This window comes from Bacteroides sp. A1C1, assembly GCF_004328515.1.
Taxonomy (GTDB): Bacteria; Bacteroidota; Bacteroidia; order Bacteroidales; family Bacteroidaceae; genus Bacteroides; species Bacteroides uniformis.
Genome location: NZ_CP036491.1, coordinates 1,887,937 through 1,906,474, shown reverse-complemented (window position 1 = coordinate 1,906,474; position 18,538 = coordinate 1,887,937). Strand labels below are relative to the sequence as shown.

The following is an 18,538-nucleotide window of genomic DNA, read 5'->3' as shown; positions in this document are numbered from 1 at the left end:
AACCTCTTTTTAGTTTATAGTTTTTTGTCTAAATTTTTATTTGGCTACTTCTACAGCTGCTTCAGTACCTTTCTTGTTTTTCATCAACAGATATGCGATAGGAGATGCAACGAACAGAGAAGACAGTGTACCGAATACAACACCCAGAATCATGGCGAATGCGAAGCTGCGGATGGAATCACCACCGAGGATGAAGATGCACAGCAACACAATCAAGGTGCTCAGTGAAGTATTGATGGTACGTGCCAAAGTTGTATTCAATGAGTCATTGAACAACTGGAACTTGTCACGCTTCGGATAGAGACCGAAGAATTCACGTACACGGTCAAAGATTACCACCTTGTCGTTGATAGAGTAACCGATAGCTGTCAGGATGGCACCGATAAAGGTCTGGTCGATTTCCAGAGAGAACGGCATCCAGCCCCAACAGATGGAGTAGGCACCCAGGATGATGATAGTATCACAAGCCAATGCGGATACTGAACCGATACTGTATGCAATATTGCGGAAACGGATCAGGATATAGATACCGATGGCAATCAATGCAAGTACAACAGACCAGATGGCTGAAACCTTAATGTCGTCTGCGATACTCGGACCTACCTTCTGGGAACTGATAATACTTCCGCCCGTATGGTTTTCGCGGTCGATGAAGGTTTCCAAAGTGATGTTCTGAGTCAGCAACGGTTTCAATGTTTCGTATAAGTATGCTTCGATCTCAGAGTCGATGTTGTTACCTTCTTCTTCGATACGGTAGTTGGTACTGATACGTACTGTCTTGCCGTCCGTGCCGATGGCGATAACGCTGACATTGGCATCACCGAACTTACTGGAAATAAGCTCTCGAACTTGTTCCGGCTCTACCTTATTCTCAAACTGTACTTTGAAGTTACGTCCACCAGTGAAGTCGATACTCTGGCTCAATCCGCGGGTAGCGAGGAAAGCGATACATATAACTATGATAACTCCAGTAGTGGTCAGCCACAATTTGTTTCTACCCATGAAGTCGAAGTGTACATTCGCCATCAAGTTCTTTGAAATCTTGGAAGAGAATGTCAGATTCAGGAGTTTGTCCTTGCTCATGAAATGGTCATAGAACAGACGCGTCATGAATACGGCAGTAAAGAACGAAATCAAAATACCGATAATCAATGTAGTAGCAAAACCACGGATAGGACCTGTACCGAAGTTGAACAAGATAATACCGGTGATGATAGACGTCAAGTTGGAGTCGAAGATTGCAGAGAAGGCGTTGGAGTAACCGTCAGCCAATGCTTTCTTTACACCCTTGCCTGCACGGAGTTCTTCTTTGGTACGTTCGTAAATCAATACGTTGGCATCTACAGCCATACCCAGTGCCAGCACCATACCGGCAATACCGGACATCGTCAATGCTGCTTGGAAAGAAGAAAGGATACCCAATGTGAAGAACAAGTTCAGTACCAGAGCACCGTTGGCAACCATACCCGGAATGAATCCGTACATAGAGCACATGTAAACCATCAGCAGAATCAATGCTACGATGAATGACATGATACCGGCATTGATAGAAGCTTGTCCCAGTGAAGGACCTACGATATCTTCTTGTACGATGTGTGCAGGAGCCGGCATCTTACCTGATCTTAACACGTTTGCCAAGTCTTTTGCTTGTTCCGGAGTAAAGTGACCGGTAATCTGTGAGTTACCGCCCGTGATTTCATTGTTTACGTTCGGTGCTGAGTAAACATAACCGTCCAGCACGATAGCAATGCTTTTGCCGATATTCTGTTTGGTGAGCTGAGCCCAACGGCGGGCACCGTCAGTGTTCATAGACATACTTACGGCAGGTTTACCGTAATGGTCGTATTCGTCTTTGGCGCTAACCACTACATCACCTTCCAGAGGCGCCTTGCCGTTACGTTCTGTAGAACGGATGGCATAAAGTTCGAAAGTCTGGGCTTTCGGATCGTATTCATAAGGAGATACGCCCCACTTCAGACGCAAGTCTTTCGGCATTTCGGCCTGAACTTCCGGCATGGAAAGGTATCTGTTGATTTCAGCAGTATCCTTGTAGTTGGCATAAGCAACAACAGGACCTTGCCCGCTGGGGTTGACCTGCAGGATGGCGAACAGCGGGTGTTCTTTCTTTATCTGCGCAAGGTCAACAGCTTGTGTTTTGTTTTCGCCTTTTAAAGCAGCGGCAAGACTGTCGGCTGTGCTGGTAGCTTGTGCTACGGCAGGAGTTTCGGTAGCTGCGCTGTCTGCCTCTTCTGTCGGAGTTTCGCTTGCAACGATGGCACGCAACTTGGTGTCGGCAGCTTGCAGATAAGGAGTAACATCTTTTGCTGTGTATGTTTCCCAGAATTCCAGATTGGCGGAACCTTGTAACAATTTTCTTACACGTTCAGGCTCTTTGATACCCGGAAGTTCCACCATGATGCGCCCCATCTTGTCTTCCAGACTTTGGATGTTAGGCTGAACTACACCGAAACGGTCAATACGGGTACGGAGTACATTATAGGAATTCTCAACAGCCGCCTTTACCTCTTCGCGCAATACTTTTTCAACTTCTGCGTCGGTAGATTTCTGAGTTACCTTGTCTTTTAATTGTTGGGTTGCGAACAGCTGTGACAGCGGAGCACCCGGAGCAAGCTTGTGATACTCTCTGACGAACAAGGTGATCACGTCATCCTGGCTTGTGGTAGCTTGTTTGGCGGCAGTGGCCAATGCTTGGTTGAATGCTTCGTCAGTCTTGTTGTCAGCCAATACTTTGATGACATCGGGTACGGATACTTCAAGGATGACGTTCATACCGCCCTTCAAGTCCAAACCTAAACTGATCTCCATCTCACGACATTGTTTCAGCGTCCAATTGCCAAAATACACTTTCTCATTAGCCAGAGAATCGAGGTAGTCCTGCTCTACTTTCACATCGCCTTTTGCAAACTCTTTGGCCTTACTTGTGTAATGGCGAGTTACAAAAGAGAAGGAGAGATAGAACACACACACCAGTGTGAGCAATATCGCAAAAACCCTTACAAATCCTTTGTTTTGCATGTTACTTTTAGTTTATTATGATTACTTTTTAATTAAATTCTGTTGCATACAAGGCTGCAAATATAGCTTTTTTTTCACAAATCTTACTTCATACCGCGATTTTTTAACATCGGGTCTAATTGAGGCTCAGTTCCTCTGAAGTTCTTATAGAGAGTCATCGGGTCTTCGCTGTCTCCTTTTTCCAGAACATTTTGGCGGAAAAGGTCGGCTGTTTGCTTGTCGAAGATACCGTGTTCTTTGAAGGCTTCGAAGGCATCATTGTCTAGAACATTGGCCCAGAGATAGCTGTAGTAGCCTGCCGCATAGCCGCCAATGATGTGGTTAAAGTACGTGGTACGATAACGGGGAGCTATTTCCGGAATCAGCCCCAGTTGGTCCATTGCTTCTTTTTCGTATGCAACGACATCAAGACCTTCGGTGTCAGTCAGGTTATGCAGATTCATGTCGAGGATGGCGGCGGCCAGCAACTCGGTAGTCATGAAACCCTGATTGAACGTTTTTTGGTTCAGTATCTTTTCAATCAGGCTGTCGGGGATGACTTCGCCAGTCTTGTAATGCTTGGCATACATTTTCAGCACTTCGGGTTCGGTGGCCCAGTGCTCGTTGATTTGGGAGGGGAGTTCCACGAAATCGCGTACGACATTGGTGCCTGAAGTACCTTTATACTGGCATTGGGTTAGCAATCCGTGCAGAGCATGGCCAAACTCATGGAACAAAGTTTCTACTTCGTCGATAGTCAGCAGGGAGGGAGTGCCGCCTACCGGCTTGGTGAAGCTGCATACGTTGCATACCAATGGGCGTACGCCGTCTTGTTGCTCACGGTAATTACTCATCCATGCTCCGCCACTCTTGCCGGGGCGGGGGAAGTAGTCTACATAGAAAATGCCCAGTTGTGAGCCATCGGCGGCTTTCACTTCGAACACTTCCACATCGGGATGATAGACGGGGATGCCCTCGAGTTTAGTCAGTGTGATGCCATAGAGCTTGTTGGCAACGGCAAAGGCGCCTTCGCGTACATTTTCCAGCTTGAAGTAGGGCTTGATTTCTTCTTCTTCGAGATTGTATTTTTCTTTGCGCAGTTTCTCGGTGTAGTACCACCAGTCCCATGCTTCCAGTTTCTCTCCTTTGCCTTCCTTGTCCATCAGCTTTTGCAGCTCGGCTGCTTCGGCTTTTGCCTTGGGGAGTGCATAGCTCCATAAATTGTTGAGGAAGTCCATCACGGTAGCGGAATTCTTTGCCATTGTATTGTCCAATACAAAGTTGGAGTAACAATCGAATCCCAGCAATTGCGCCTTTTCAAGTCTCAGGCTTACGATGTCGGCAATGATTTTTTTGTTGTCGTTCTTGTCATTGTTGTTGCCACGGTTGATGTAGGCTTTGTACATCTGCTCGCGCAGCGGGCGGTTGGCTGAATATTGCAGGAAAGGCAGGCGGCTTGCATTGTGCAGGGTGAACAGCCATTTGCCTTCTTGTCCGGTGGCACGGGCTTCGACCAAGGCGCTTTCGCGGAACCATTGGGGAAGTCCGGCGAGGTCTTCTTCTTTTTCTACATAAAGCTTGAAATCGTTGTTTTCGTTCAGGATGTTGTTGCTGAACGTGATTCCGAGCGTGGAAAGCTGCTTGTTGATTTCGCGCAGGCGGGCTTGTTTGTCGGCCGGAAGATTGGCGCCGGAACGGACAAAACCCTTATAAGTCTTTTCCAGCAGTCTTTGTTGCTCACGGGTCAGACCGAGAGCATCTTTCTGATTGTAGACAGCATCTATTTTCTTGAAAAGCTCCTGATTGAGTGAGATGTTGTCTTCGTGTTCGGCCAATGTCGGGGCCAGTTTCATGGAAAGGGCTGTCAGTTCATCGGTAGTTTCGGCCTCCGTCAGGTTGAAGAATACACCGCCTACACGGTCCAGAGTTGGGGAGCTGTTGTCGAGAGCAACAACGACATTTTCGAAAGTGGGAGCTTCCGTATTGGCAATGATGGCTTGGATATTGGCATTCTGCTCTTCTATACCTTTTTGGAATGCGGGTTCATAGTGCTCCAACTTGATTTTATCGAATGGAGGCACTCCATTGGGTGTTTGAAACTCGGTAAGGAACGGATTGCTTTCCGTCTGGGTGGCACAGGAGTACATCATACAACTTGCTGCTAAAATTAGAATACATTTTTTGAACATTGTTTTCTAAGTATTAAATGTTAAGTATTAATTCTCAATTCTCAATTCTTTTTGGTGATATAACACCATATCGGATAGTGGTCTGAATCCTTGATGGAACGGTCTACTGTACAATTGTAGGCTTTCAGGTTCTTGCTGGTCAATATATTGTCTATCCGAAAATAGAATCTGTTCTGATTGTAAGAAATTCCTAATCCCCGTCCTGATTTGGTGAATGCATCGTCCAGATTTTGGGCGATGGTACGATGAGTATAAGAGATGGGGGTGTCGTTGAAATCGCCACATACAATGATACAAGGATGTGGTGAAGCTGTTATTTCGTGTGCAATCGTGTCAGCTTGCGGTGCGCGGATGGCTGATGCCTCTGCTAATTTACGTATGAGCAGGCGCATACCGCTTTTCACCTTTTCTTTTTCAGGGGATTTCAGCATGTTTTCGTACACGGCTTTATCGGCTTTGGTCAATTTGTTGGACTCCAAATGATTGTTGATGAGGGTGACTGTATCCTCTCCTATTTTTACTTCATACAGTACCGAACCGTTGTACTCGCTGGAATAATCTAGTACACGTGCCGAGAGAATCGGATATTTGGAATAACATGCTATCTTGTTGGTATGCCCTTTTTCCCTGCCCACCGTGTTGATGCGGTGATATGGATATGCCTTGAGTTCCTGTTCCACATCTTTTTGCGAAAGGTGCCGGGATGATTCTGTCGTGGAGTATTCTTGGAGGCAGAGGATATCGGCATTACTTTCTTTTAAATAAGTCAGTATGGGATTCTTGCCATTCTGCTTGATGGCTCCGTCAAATCCCATGATGTTGTATGAGAGTAATTTGAAACTTGTTTCAGGCAACTTGTTTGTATGAAAGTTGATGGGCAGATAAGTGCGTGTCTGTGAATAACAAAGTAGTAATCCTATCAAGGGAAGCAATGCGGTTTTGTAACGCTGGATGACCAGCCAAAAGATGAAGAAGCCTATATTTATCATCAGAAAAACGGGAAATGTCAGTCCCAGGCACGACTGCACCGGATGTGTGACCGGCTGTATGTGCGGACTATAGGCGGTAAACAGTAGCAAGCCCGTAAACAAGGCATTGACCGCCAAAATCAGGAGGGCGACAAAATTACCTAAATACTTCATTATAATAATTGAAAATTGAAAGGTGAAAACTGAAAATAAGAGTGGCGGCTATTTTCTCATTCTCCATATTCCACTTTCCGTTTTCCATTTGTTTAACGTTTACTTGCGTCGAACAAGCTTTTCTTTTCCTCCGTAGTAAGGCTTTCGTATCCCGATTTCTTTAATTTGTCGAGAATGCGGTCTATTTCGTCGGATTGGGCTTTTTTCCGTGCGTTGTAATCATAATCTTTTTGTTTACTGGTACCGTAATGTACTTTCATTTTCGGCTTTCGGGGTTTAAAGCTGACGATGGAAACTAAAGCATCCAGACATTTGTTTATACATGAGGTCAGGTCACTGCCTTTGCTGAGGCTGGCAGCAAACCATAACCCTGCCAGCGCACCTCCCAAATGTGCGATGTGTCCACCGGCATTGCTGGAGGTAATGAATAGCAAATCGGTGCCTATAACGATAAGCGCCAGATACTTCAGTCGGATGGTTCCGAAAAGAAATAGATGTATCGGATAGTTGGGCTCACGATAGGCTGTGGCAGCTACGATGGCAAGCACGGAAGCAGAGGCACCCAGCATGAAAGAGTAATTTATCATGGGGTGGAAGTACGGGAAAATATGATAGGCGGCAATATAGAGCAAACCACCGCAGATTCCTCCCAAAATGTACACACCACGCAGATGCTTTGCAGAAAAGAAGTTCAGGAATAGTGCTCCGAACCAATAAAGCCACAGCATGTTGAAAAGAATGTGCATGAATCCTGCATGCATGAACATGTACGTCAGCAGTGACCACGGTTGCAGAATGAAGCGTGAAAGTGATGCCGGTAATTCCAGCCATTCGAATATTCCCATCATACTCCGATTGAACAATTGGAGCATGACTTCAGTCAGAGTGGTGAATATGAATACCGCTGCATTGATGTAAATCAACTGGATATAGATATTTCCTCTGCGAAAGTTTTCTTTCAAATCAGTTATAATAGTAGCCATTTCCTCTGTTCTTTTTTCTCCAATACATAATCAAGATAAAACCGAATACCATACCGCCCAGATGTGCAAAGTGTGCCACATTGTCTCCTGCGTTATTTGCAAATCCGGCATATAGCTCAATCAGGGCATATCCGATAACAAAATATTTGGCCTTGATGGGAACCGGTAGTGGGAAGATGAACATTTGCTGGTTGGGGAACAACATGCCGAATGCCAGCAGAATGGCGTATACTGCTCCCGAAGCTCCCACGGTAGTCATCATATTGAGATATTCCTCCATCGGGATGATGGCCATGCCGGTATTTACGCTGTCATAGGCGGAAAGTACTGTCTCATAATGAATATACTGTACCACCTCCTGGATAATTCCGGCTCCTATACCGCACACCAGATAGTAGAACAGAAATCGTTTTGGCCCCCATACCTGCTCTAAAATACGTCCGAACATCCATACGGCAAACATGTTGAAAAATATGTGCGCGAATCCGGCGTGCATGAACATATATGTTATCAATTGTGCTGCATTGAAATCTTCGGCAAGAAAAAAATGCAATCCCAGATATTGGGCGAGGTCGATGCCGTAGCTTTGGGCGACGATGGTACCCAGAAACATCAGCACATTAATGATTAAAAGGTTCTTGGTTACAGTAGGTATAGTATTCATAATCTGTTGTTTCAATTCATTTTACAGTTCAAAAACAGTTGCCTGTTTTTGCTTTCTCCGGCAAAAATACGAATAAATTCTGTTCTATAACAGAAAAAGCAGATTCTATTCCTTCTTTTTCGTTGTTTTCCAATATTTTTTTAATGTTTTTATTTGATATTCAGAAATATTGCTCTATTTTTGTGGAGGTTTGTGATGAAAAGTAAAAATATCTTTTGTGTAACATATTAATTAATTTTAAGCATTATGAATAAGGCGGAACTTATTAGCGCTATGGCAGCGGAGTCTGGTTTGTCAAAGACTGATTCAAAGAAAGCATTGGATGCATTTATCGCATCAGTCACTAAGGCAATGAAGGCCGGTGATAAAGTATCATTGGTTGGTTTTGGAACTTTCAGTGTGGTGGAAAGAGGAGCGCGTATGGGTATCAACCCCTCTACTAAAAAGCCTATCGAGATTGCTGCAAAGAAAGTTGTTAAATTCAAACCAGGTGCAGAATTGACAGCTGAATAAAAACAGTATACTCAACATACAAAGAGGGGACGTTTTGCAAAGAGCGTCCCCTCTTTGTATGTTGAATATCTTGTGAGTCAATAAAAACAAGCCTGCTTGTTTTGTTCTGATTTCGGTTTACGCTATCTTTGCACGCAGGAAAATACATTTGAATCATGAATATAGAACAGAAACTGGTATCGTCCGTTATCGGCGGGCTGAAAGCGCTTTACGGACAGGATGTTCCTGCCGCACAAGTGCAGTTGCAGAAAACCAAGAAAGAATTTGAGGGACACCTCACACTGGTTGTATTCCCTTTCCTCCGTATGTCCAAGAAAGGACCGGAGCAGACAGCACAGGAAATCGGTGAATACTTGCAGGCAAATGAGCCTTCGGTTGCAGCATTTAATGTCATCAAGGGCTTTCTGAACCTGACCATTGCCTCCTCTGCATGGATAGAATTGTTGAATGGCATTCATGCAGACAAGCAGTACGGCATCGTGGCCGCTACTGACAACTCTCCATTGGTGATGATTGAGTATTCTTCTCCCAACACCAACAAACCGCTTCATTTGGGCCATGTACGCAATAATCTTTTGGGAAATGCGTTGGCTAATATAGTGGCTGCCAACGGTAATAAGGTAGTAAAGACAAATATTGTCAATGACCGTGGAATTCATATCTGCAAGTCCATGTTGGCATGGCAGAAGTACGGGAATGGTGAAACTCCCGAATCATCCGGCAAGAAGGGAGACCACTTGATTGGCGATTACTATGTTTCCTTCGACAAGCATTATAAAGCGGAAGTGAAAGAACTGATGGCCAAGTTCCAAAGCGAAGGCATGAATGAGGAAGAAGCCAAAGCCAAGGCAGAAGCTGAATCTCCTTTGATGAAGGAGGCTCGTGAAATGCTGGTAAAGTGGGAGGCCAATGACCCGGAAGTACGTGCGCTCTGGAAGAAGATGAACGACTGGGTGTATGCAGGCTTCGACGAGACTTACCGTATGATGGGTGTAACTTTTGATAAGATATATTACGAATCAAACACGTACCTCGAAGGTAAGGAGAAGGTGATGGAAGGCCTGGAGAAAGGCTTTTTCTACCGGAAAGAAGATGGCTCTGTATGGGCGGACCTCACGGGGGAGGGGCTGGACCACAAGCTGCTGCTGCGTGCGGACGGTACATCCGTCTACATGACGCAGGATATAGGTACTGCCAAACTCCGCTTTGCAGATTATCCCATCGACAAGATGATTTATGTGGTAGGCAACGAACAGAATTACCATTTCCAGGTATTGTCCATCCTGCTCGACAAACTGGGCTTCGAATGGGGTAAAGGGTTGGTGCACTTCTCTTACGGTATGGTGGAACTTCCCGAGGGCAAGATGAAGAGCCGCGAAGGTACAGTAGTTGATGCTGACGACTTGATGGCGGAGATGATTGATACAGCCAAGGAAACCAGCAATGAACTGGGTAAGCTGGATGGTCTGACAAAGGAAGAGGCGGACAATATCGCCCGTATCGTTGGTCTGGGTGCCTTGAAGTACTTCATCCTGAAAGTGGATGCCCGCAAGAACATGACATTCAATCCAAAAGAGTCCATCGACTTTAATGGTAATACGGGACCGTTCATCCAATATACTTATGCACGTATCCAGTCTGTTCTCCGCAAGGCAAAAGAGGCCGGTATCGAAATCCCTGCTCAGTTGCCTGCCGGCATTGAACTGAGTGAGAAGGAAGAGGGATTGATACAGATGGTTGCCGACTTTGCCGCTATTGTGAAGCAGGCAGGTGAGGATTACAGCCCGTCCATCATTGCAAACTATACGTATGACCTTGTGAAGGAATATAACCAGTTCTACCATGACTTCAGCATTTTGCGTGAGGAGAACGAAGCAGTGAAGGTATTCCGCCTTGCATTGTCCGAGAATGTAGCCAAAGTGGTACGCTTAGGTATGGGCTTACTGGGAATTGAGGTGCCGGATAGGATGTAAACATCGCACTATAAAAGAATAAGCCCGGGGATACTTCTTCGGGCTTATTCTTTTATAGTACAATTTTTATTCTTGTGGTATAAATAATAGAAGTTTAAATTATCGCCTCCTTTCTCCCATTTTATACGTGTAGACTAAGTCCTATTTTGTCTTGCTTGTTTTGGCAGTTGCCTTGGCGGTTGTTTTAGTCGTTTTCGTTGCTTTCACCACCTTTGCAGTCCGCTTAGACTTGCCCGTATCCTTGTCGCTTTGCAGTTTCACAATTTCCAGACAAGCCTGAAGGTTCAGGTCTTGAGGGATGATGTCTTTAGGAATCTTGTAGTTGCTGCCTTTATAAGCGATGTAAGGGCCATAGCGTCCATTCAGGATTTCCAGTTCCGGTTCTTCCTCAAACTTCTTGATATGTTTCTGGGCTTCTGCTTCTTGTTTCTTTTGCAAAAGTTCAATAGCTTCTTCCAGCGTAACGGTCATCGGGTCCATTGTCTTGGGTAACGAGGCATACAAGCCGTTGTTCTGGATATAAGGTCCGAAACGTCCCGCACCTACGACTACATTCTTGCCTTCATACTCTCCGAGAGTACGGGGAAGTTTGAACAGCTCCAGCGCTTCTTCCAGCGTAATGGTCTCGATGGACATTTCTTTTTTTACCTGGGCGAAACGGGGCTTTTCCTCATCTTCGGCAGTACCTATCTGTGCTACTGGGCCGAAACGTCCGATTTTTACAGACACTTGTTTTCCGCTGACGGGGTCTGTTCCTAGAATCCGTTCGCCTGCCTTGTGGGCGGTTTTCGCGGCAAGTGTGTTTTCTACTGAAGGATGGAATTTCTTATAGAATGTTTTCAGAATGGCGGTCCATTGCTTGTCACCTTCGGCTATTTCGTCGAATTGCTTTTCGACGCTCGCAGTGAAGTTGTAGTCAAGGATGTCCGGGAAGTACTCTATCAGGAAGTCATTGACCACAATACCGGTGTCTGTCGGCATCAGTTTTGACTTTTCAGCTCCGGTGATTTCTGTATGGTTGTTGTCCGTTATTTCATTACCCTGCAAGTTAAGCACATTGTAGGTGCGTTCTTCACCTGCTTTTTCTCCTTTTATCACGTATTCGCGTTGCTGGATGGTGGAAATGGTCGGAGCATAGGTAGACGGACGTCCGATACCCAGTTCCTCCAATTTGCGCACAAGGCTTGCTTCCGTGTAGCGGGGAGGGTGTTGGGTGAAACGTTCGGTAGCGGTGATACCTTCATGTTCGAGCTTCTGTCCTTTTTTCAGAGGGGGCAGTAGGCGTGCCTCATCTTCCTGGGTTTCTACGTCATCATCGTATGATTCGCGGTAGACACGGAGGAAACCGTCAAATTTCACCACTTCGCCGGTTGCAGTGAAAGTCTCCGTCTCGTTGCTGATAGCAATGGTTACGGTTGTCTTTTCCACTTCGGCATCTGCCATCTGCGAGGCGATGGTACGTTTCCAGATGAGGTCGTACAGCTTTCTTTCCTGCGGGGTACCTTCTATCTTGGCATTCTCCATATAGGTGGGGCGGATAGCTTCGTGGGCTTCTTGCGCTCCTTTGGTCTTGGTGGCGAAGTGACGGTTGTGTACGTAACGTTCGCCCATCAGGTTGGAGATGGTTTCACGGCTGGCGTTGACGGCAAGTTCGGAAAGGTTGACGGAGTCGGTACGCATGTAGGTTATCAATCCGGATTCGTACAGACGTTGCGCCACCATCATGGTCTGTGCCACGGTGAATCCCAGTTTGCGGGCAGCCTCCTGCTGCAAGGTAGAGGTGGTGAACGGGGCGGCGGGAGTTTTCTTCAGCGGACGGGTAGTGATGTCGCTGATGGTAAACGTGGCTGCTTTACAGCTCTCCAGCAATTTCCGGGCTTCTGCCTTTGTCTTGAGCCGGTGCGCCAGTTCGGCTTTCATTTCCACTGTTTTGCCGTCAGTGTCCGGAACGAGGAATACGGCGGTAACACGGTAGGATGCTTCGGTTTGGAATGCATGTATCTCGCGTTCGCGCTCTACAATGAGACGGACGGCTACGGACTGTACACGGCCTGCAGAAAGGGCAGGTTTCACTTTCTTCCACAATACCGGTGAAAGTTCAAAACCTACGATACGGTCCAGGATACGTCGGGCTTGCTGGGCATCGACCAGGTTGATGTCAATGTCACGGGGATTTTCTATCGCTTTCAGGATGGCACCTTTGGTGATTTCATGGAAGACGATACGTCTGGTGTGTTCCGGTTTCAGTTTCAGCACTTCGTACAAGTGCCATGCGATGGCTTCCCCTTCGCGGTCCTCATCGGAAGCCAGCCATACGGTTTCTGCCTGCTCGGCTTCTTCTTTCAACTGGGTTACGAGTTTCTTTTTATCCGCCGGTATCTCGTAATGCGGTTTGAAGTCTTTGTCTACATCAATACTGAATTCTTTTTTCTTCAAATCACGTATATGGCCGTAGCTGGAAAGGACTTTGAAATCTTTTCCAAGGAATTTCTCGATGGTTTTTGCTTTCGCCGGAGACTCGACTATGACAAGGTTTTTCTGCATAAATTTCTGTTTTTTAGTGACTCCCGCCACTGAATTCGCCCGCAAAAGTAGGAAAAAAAGATTCTTCCCACCTTATAATATAAGGAGAATTTAGCAAAAATGACCTTTTTTGTTCAAATTAGAGCTCCGGCTTGTGCTGCCCCTATTAAAAGAGGAAGCTTACTCCACCTAAGAAACTGAGACCTTCTGAAGGGTATCCCCAGTAGTACTGGTAATCTTTGTTCAGCAAGTTGTTCACGCGCGCATACACGGAGATTCCTTTGAAGAGTTCGTAACTGCCGTTTAGATAGAGATTGCTGACGGGGTCTGCCTTGTTGCCCTCCACGCCTTGGCGTGAGATGTGCTGATAGCCGATGCCGACAAGCAGTGGGGAGATGGGGCGTACCTTGAGATTGAGATTGCCTTCTACGGCCGGTTTGAAGCTTACTACGACATCAGGACCGTCTGAGTCTGTTGTCCAATGGCGATAGACGGCATTGGCGGCGAGATAGAAAACATCCTTGTAGTTGTAGCTCAGGTCGGCTCCGGCGTAGAGGTTCTTGGTGTCTTCTGTGAGGAAAACATTGCTTATCCCGTCGTACTTGACAGTCGGAGTGTCAATCAGGTCGTTTTTCAAATCTTGATACCCGCCGTATAGGTTGAACCACAATCCGCTGACCGGGCTTGCCTTGAAGCCGATGGCTGCGTTGAGCTGTTCGTAGGTATTGTCAAGCTGCTGGTTTGTAATGCCATAAGGCGTAATGGTTTCCAGACGGCGGAAATCGTTCTGTAGCCGTCCTCCCTTACCTTGTGCGTAGAGGATGTAGCTGTCCGAGAAGATGTATTGTATTTCTACGTCGGGAGCGGCGCAGAACTTCTTGCCGAAACCGAAAGCCAGGTCGACGTGTGCGCCGAGACGTATTTTCCAGTCGTCATTCTGAAAGAGATAGTATGGATTGAAGTCTACGTCGGTGTGATTCTCGAAACGTCCGTCGCTGTAGAATGTATTGTCCATGGCAAAAGCGATGCCGATGGTCTGCTCATCGGAGATGGAACCGGTGACATCGGCTTTGGTACGCACGATATTTTCTTTGATATTGCTCACCATGAGGTCGTGTTGGCGCTGGTAGACCAACAAATTGGTTTCGGCGCGGAATTGGAGAGGCATATCGTCGCTCATGGAACTTACCCCGAAATGTACATCACCCGAAACGAATTTCTGCTTGTTGCTGACGAAGTCGGGCAGGAAGTTGAAATTGCTTTGGTTGAACTTTCCGGCAATATTCAAATCGACTTTGCTGAAGGCATGTACATAATCCATGGCAGCATGGGTACGGTAGTAGAATGAATTCCACGTCCCGCCATTATCCGGCAAGTCCAGTTTGCCATCCATGCCATCCATTGTGAATGTCAGGTTGAGGCGGTCTTTGGGGGATAAGGAGAAGAGGTAGTTGGCGCGTACATCGAGGTTACCGTAGTTACCGTATCCCAAGCGTACATATCCGGGCAGCGCTTTCGCCTGCGTCTCTTTTCCGGTATAGGCTTGCATGATACCTGCCGGGATATGGGTTGCCGGCATCAGGGTGGCGTCATATTCCACCGGCTTTTTGCTGACGGTAGGAGGTTCCACCTTGGGAAGCACGTTCACTTTGGAGGCGTCCATGATGTCCGGATTATATTCTTGTTCCACGACTACCGTACGGTTCATGGTGGTGTCTTGGGGTTGTGTCTGGGCTTGTGCTCCCCAAGAGAGGGAGACAAGCATAGTTCCTGCGAGGATATATTGTTTCTTTTTCATAATGTGCTATATTTCTTACTTCAATTTCTCCAGTCTTTCGTCAATCATACTTGCTATATCGTCGTCGGCCTGGTAGTTCTGCTGCAGGCTCAATAGGTATTGGCGTGCATCAAGCTTTTTGTCCATGGCTACATATACATCAGACAGAAGGATGAAACTGCGTGCCAGCCAGTAGGCATGCGGTGTGCTCTGGTCGATGAAATTAAGGATTTCCTTTTCTGCAGAGGCATAATTACCGGTGTTGTACCATTGTAATGCCACCAGATATTTGGCTTCGGCTCCATAAAGGGTACGGGTGTCTTTGGCCAGCAGTTGAAGGTCATCCATTGCCTTCTTGTCGGCTTTCTGGTTGAGGTATGCCTTGGCACGGTAGTACAATGCCTCGTTCCGGAGCTCCGGAGACAGCTTGGCTTCGGCAAGCAAGGCTGTGGCGGCGTTGATGACTTCCGCATCATCATGCATCAGTGCTCCACAGCGCAGTACACCGATAGCGCCAAGCTGGCGGCGCTCTGCCGTGGTGGCTTTGGCTTGCAATTTCTTGTAGTCGGCCAATGCCAGGTCATATTGCTGGCGGTTGAACAGAATTTCTCCATGCATCAGCAAAGCCTCTTCAGAATATGGGTTATCGGGGTATTCCAGCAGTTTTCCGGCATGTTCCAATACCGCCTCGTCATCTTTCTGCTCTTTGCCTATGACGCAGAGGTAGTAGTGTGCATTCAGGCTGAAAGCGCCTCCCGGATAACTTTGCAGATAGCGGGTGAAGCTCTCTTTGGCAGGTGCGGCTTCGCCTTTCATATATACTTTTTCGGCAGCGATGTAAGTCAGCGAGTCTTGCTCACTGGGTTCGAAGCGGATTTCTCCCGGCATTTGGGCGGCAAGGGCGGCAAACTCATCCACGCGGTTGGCATCTACGTAGATGGACTTCAAGTCGCGCATGGCAAGGCGGGCTTCCTCGCTTCCGGGATATTGGGTGACTACATGTTTGTAGGCTTCTATGGCACGGTCATAGTCGTCGTTCTGGTAGTAAAGCAGGCCGATTTCGGCGGCGGCTTTACGGCTGACGGGGCTTTCGGGGTATTTGGCAAGCAGCTCGCGGAAGGTGGCGATAGCCTGGCGGCTGTTGTTGCTCTGTACGTAGGAGCGTCCCTTCTCGTAGAGGGCATTGATGGCGTAGGGCGAGTTGGGATATTTGGCTGCAAGTCGGTCCAGCATGCTCACCTTTTCCGTATAGTTTTTCTGCATGCCATATACCAGTGCTAATTGATAGACGGCATAGTCTCCGGCGGGAGTGTTCAGGTTCTCAGCTTTGGCGTAGTATTGCTTGGCTTCCTCGAAACGGCGGACGTGCAGGTTACAGTCACCGATGCGGTTGTAGGCATCTGCCAATGCGGTCGGGTTTTCGCCTTTCTCCAGTTGGACAAAGTTGCGGAAACGGTTCTCTGCCGTCGAATAGTCTTTCTGGTGGAAAGCGATGTAGCCCAGGTTATAGTAGGCAAGGGCAAACATTTCCGTATCCCTCTGCCGGGTGAGTGACAGATATTCGTTGAAATTGCGGGCGGCTTCTCTCATCCGGTTCAGGCGGTAATAAGACTCGCCGAGCCAGTAGAGGGCGTCTGCCTTGGTCTGGAGGTTGTATTGTCCCAGCGTGACGCTTTGGTTGAAGTAACCGATGGCTTGCTCGAACTGTGTGTTGGCAAAAGACTGGGTCCCGAGTTGGAACAGAATCTTCTGCTTGGCTTCCAGAATGGCTTTGCTGGGATGGGAGATGCGGTCGATGGATTTGAGTGCGGCATCGTAGCTGCGTGTATTCATGTACACTTCCACCAGGTAGTTGCTGACTTTCTCGGCATAAGGAGAGTTCGGGAACTCGTTCAGGAATTTCTCAAAGACGGTCACCGATTCGCCGAAAGCGGAATAGGAGGTCTCGTGGATGCATAAGGCGTAGTTATAGGCGGCTTGTTCCTTGACTTTCATATCGGCGTTGGAGGCGGCAGCCTGCTCGAAAGCCATACGCGCTTTGGTCTTGTCTGCCAGTTGCAGATAAGACAGTCCCATGTGCAGGTATGCGTTCTGCGAAAGGGCGTCGTTTTCGGCAGTCACTCTGCCGAGGACGGAGGGGACTTGCGAATACACGCCGCATTGATAATAGGACATTCCCAGCATGTAAAGGGCATCCCTTCTATGAGCGGCAGATTCGGCATTGTGTTCTATATATTGTCCGAAGGACTTTACGGCTTCGTGATACTTCCCGAAATGGTATTCGGCTGTACCGAGGATACGGTTCAGCTCCGCCGTGTGGGTGTAGCTCAGACCGTCGGGATGGGTTGACAGTGCATTCTGCGTCACGATTTCCGCCTTGTCGTACTGCTTCTTCAACAGATAGATTTCGGCGATGTAATAGGGAACCAAGTCCTTGTATTTGGCATTGTCCTGCAAAGGCAGGAAACCGCTGAGCGCTTCGTCATACCGTTCTTGGGTATATCGGATATAAGAGATGTAGTAAGCACAGTCCGCTGCATACTTGCGGCTGGTGCTACGCAGAGTCTCGAACCAGATGGCTGCTTCCTTTACGTTGCCCGTTTTCAGGTAGCAGGTGGCAAGGCGGTAGGTCATGTCGTCTCGCTCCTCGGAACCCAGCAGGTCGAGGCGGGCGGAGTTGAACATGGCGAGGGCATCGTCATAATTGCCTTCGAAGAAGTAGGCGGAGGCAATCAGTGCGTAGATGCGGTTGGCATGGGGAGTATCGGGATATTCGTCCAGGAAGGCACGGAGCAGGTCTATGCTTTTGGGGTCTCTGAGTTCGTATGCGGCGCATACCAGCATGTATTCCGCTTCCTGTCGCTCGCCCGTGTCGGGCAGAGGCTTGCCGTCTGCATTCATCTGGCGTACATAGGCTTGCAACGGGGAGATGGCGGCGGCATAGGCCTTTTGTTGGAACAACGTCTGTCCTTCCTGGTAGAGTCGCTTGGGAGAAGTACTCTTCTCGCTTGTTTGTGCTGAGGCGAGTAAAGGTGCGCAACAGAGTGCTGTGCACAATATTCGGGAGATTTTATGTTTCATCTTCTTTTGTTAGAATAGGTATTTTACAAAAATACGGGTTTTAACCCGGAAATGTTACACTTGTTTGGCTTTTTTAGGATATATACCATAATAGGAACGAATAATCATTCGCTTTTGTTCTTTCGCATGTCTTCCAGGAAGATACCCACTCCTTTGCGGATGGAGCCGAGCCCGAACTCTTCCGTACGGATATCTTTCAAGGGGAGGAAGAAGAGGTCTGCCGCGTCGTCCATCGCCTTGAAGTGCAAGGTGTCCTCCACCGTACAACGGAAAAACATATCCAGCGTGTGTACGGGGAAGCCGGAATAGATGTAGATGTTGGGCAGGGAGAAGAGATATTCGGCCTTTGCCACCTTCATGCCGGTTTCTTCCTTCACTTCGCGGGCAACGCCTTCCTCGCCGGTCTCGGTCATGTCGATGAAGCCTCCGGGAAGGTCCAGCGTCCCTTTGGCAGGCTCTTTGGCACGGCGGCAAACCAGCAGTTCGTCGCATTCGTTCAGTATTAAGGCGACGGTGGCGGAAGAGGGGTTGAAGTAGTAGACGAAACCGCAGTCGGCGCATTGCTTTGACTTCCCGTTATGAACTTCGAAATGGGCTGAACCGCATTTCGGACAATATTTGAATTGCGAAAGTGGATGTTCCATGATATTTTAGCCTTTGTCCGGGGGACAAAGATAA

Annotated in this window: 11 protein-coding genes; 2 read left to right on the top strand and 9 right to left on the bottom strand. The window is 47.6% G+C overall.

Features of this window, described 5'->3' with window-relative positions; all coding sequences use genetic code 11:
* Positions 1-36: 36 nt before the first annotated feature.
* From secDF to EYA81_RS07795, 5 genes are all read right to left on the bottom strand, one after another.
* The gene (gene secDF, locus EYA81_RS07815) at positions 37-3,036 is read right to left on the bottom strand and encodes a protein translocase subunit SecDF (RefSeq protein ID WP_129643589.1); all 3,000 of its coding nucleotides are present in this window, start codon (positions 3,034-3,036) and stop codon (positions 37-39) included.
* An 83-nt stretch (positions 3,037-3,119) separates the two neighbouring features.
* Entirely contained in the window at positions 3,120-5,204 is a 2,085-nt protein-coding gene (locus EYA81_RS07810; RefSeq protein WP_131225594.1) for a M3 family metallopeptidase, read from the bottom strand.
* A 41-nt stretch (positions 5,205-5,245) separates the two neighbouring features.
* Positions 5,246-6,346, bottom strand: a complete 1,101-nt coding sequence (locus EYA81_RS07805) for an endonuclease/exonuclease/phosphatase family protein (RefSeq protein WP_117600125.1) — start codon at positions 6,344-6,346, stop codon at positions 5,246-5,248.
* Between the two features lie 92 nt (positions 6,347-6,438).
* The gene (locus tag EYA81_RS07800; RefSeq protein WP_117964656.1) at positions 6,439-7,329 is read right to left on the bottom strand and encodes a rhomboid family intramembrane serine protease; all 891 of its coding nucleotides are present in this window, start codon (positions 7,327-7,329) and stop codon (positions 6,439-6,441) included.
* On the bottom strand, positions 7,310-7,993 hold the full coding sequence (locus EYA81_RS07795) for a rhomboid family intramembrane serine protease (RefSeq protein WP_165491367.1): 684 nt from the start codon (positions 7,991-7,993) through the stop codon (positions 7,310-7,312). The genes EYA81_RS07800 and EYA81_RS07795 overlap by 20 nt, the downstream gene beginning before the upstream one ends.
* 246 nt (positions 7,994-8,239) lie before the next feature.
* Here EYA81_RS07795 and EYA81_RS07790 point away from each other — a divergent pair, with 246 nt between their 5' ends.
* The gene (locus EYA81_RS07790; protein ID WP_117878811.1) at positions 8,240-8,506 is read left to right on the top strand and encodes an HU family DNA-binding protein; all 267 of its coding nucleotides are present in this window, start codon (positions 8,240-8,242) and stop codon (positions 8,504-8,506) included.
* 155 nt (positions 8,507-8,661) lie between these two features.
* Positions 8,662-10,479, top strand: a complete 1,818-nt coding sequence (gene argS, locus EYA81_RS07785; RefSeq protein ID WP_055288277.1) for an arginine--tRNA ligase — start codon at positions 8,662-8,664, stop codon at positions 10,477-10,479.
* 141 nt (positions 10,480-10,620) lie between these two features.
* On the opposite strand, the gene topA is transcribed toward argS, so the two are convergent.
* From topA to EYA81_RS07765, 4 genes are all read right to left on the bottom strand, one after another.
* Positions 10,621-13,023, bottom strand: coding sequence for a type I DNA topoisomerase (topA, locus tag EYA81_RS07780; protein ID WP_131225593.1), 2,403 nt, complete (start codon positions 13,021-13,023; stop codon positions 10,621-10,623).
* Between the two features lie 145 nt (positions 13,024-13,168).
* Entirely contained in the window at positions 13,169-14,800 is a 1,632-nt protein-coding gene (locus tag EYA81_RS07775) for a TonB-dependent receptor (RefSeq protein WP_131225592.1), read from the bottom strand.
* A 15-nt stretch (positions 14,801-14,815) separates the two neighbouring features.
* Entirely contained in the window at positions 14,816-17,860 is a 3,045-nt protein-coding gene (locus EYA81_RS07770) for a tetratricopeptide repeat protein (protein ID WP_131225591.1), read from the bottom strand.
* Positions 17,861-17,964: 104 nt separating this feature from the next.
* Positions 17,965-18,504 (bottom strand): NUDIX domain-containing protein, encoded by a 540-nt coding sequence (locus EYA81_RS07765; protein WP_131225590.1) that lies wholly within the window; start codon positions 18,502-18,504, stop codon positions 17,965-17,967.
* Between the last annotated feature and the right edge of the window lie 34 nt (positions 18,505-18,538).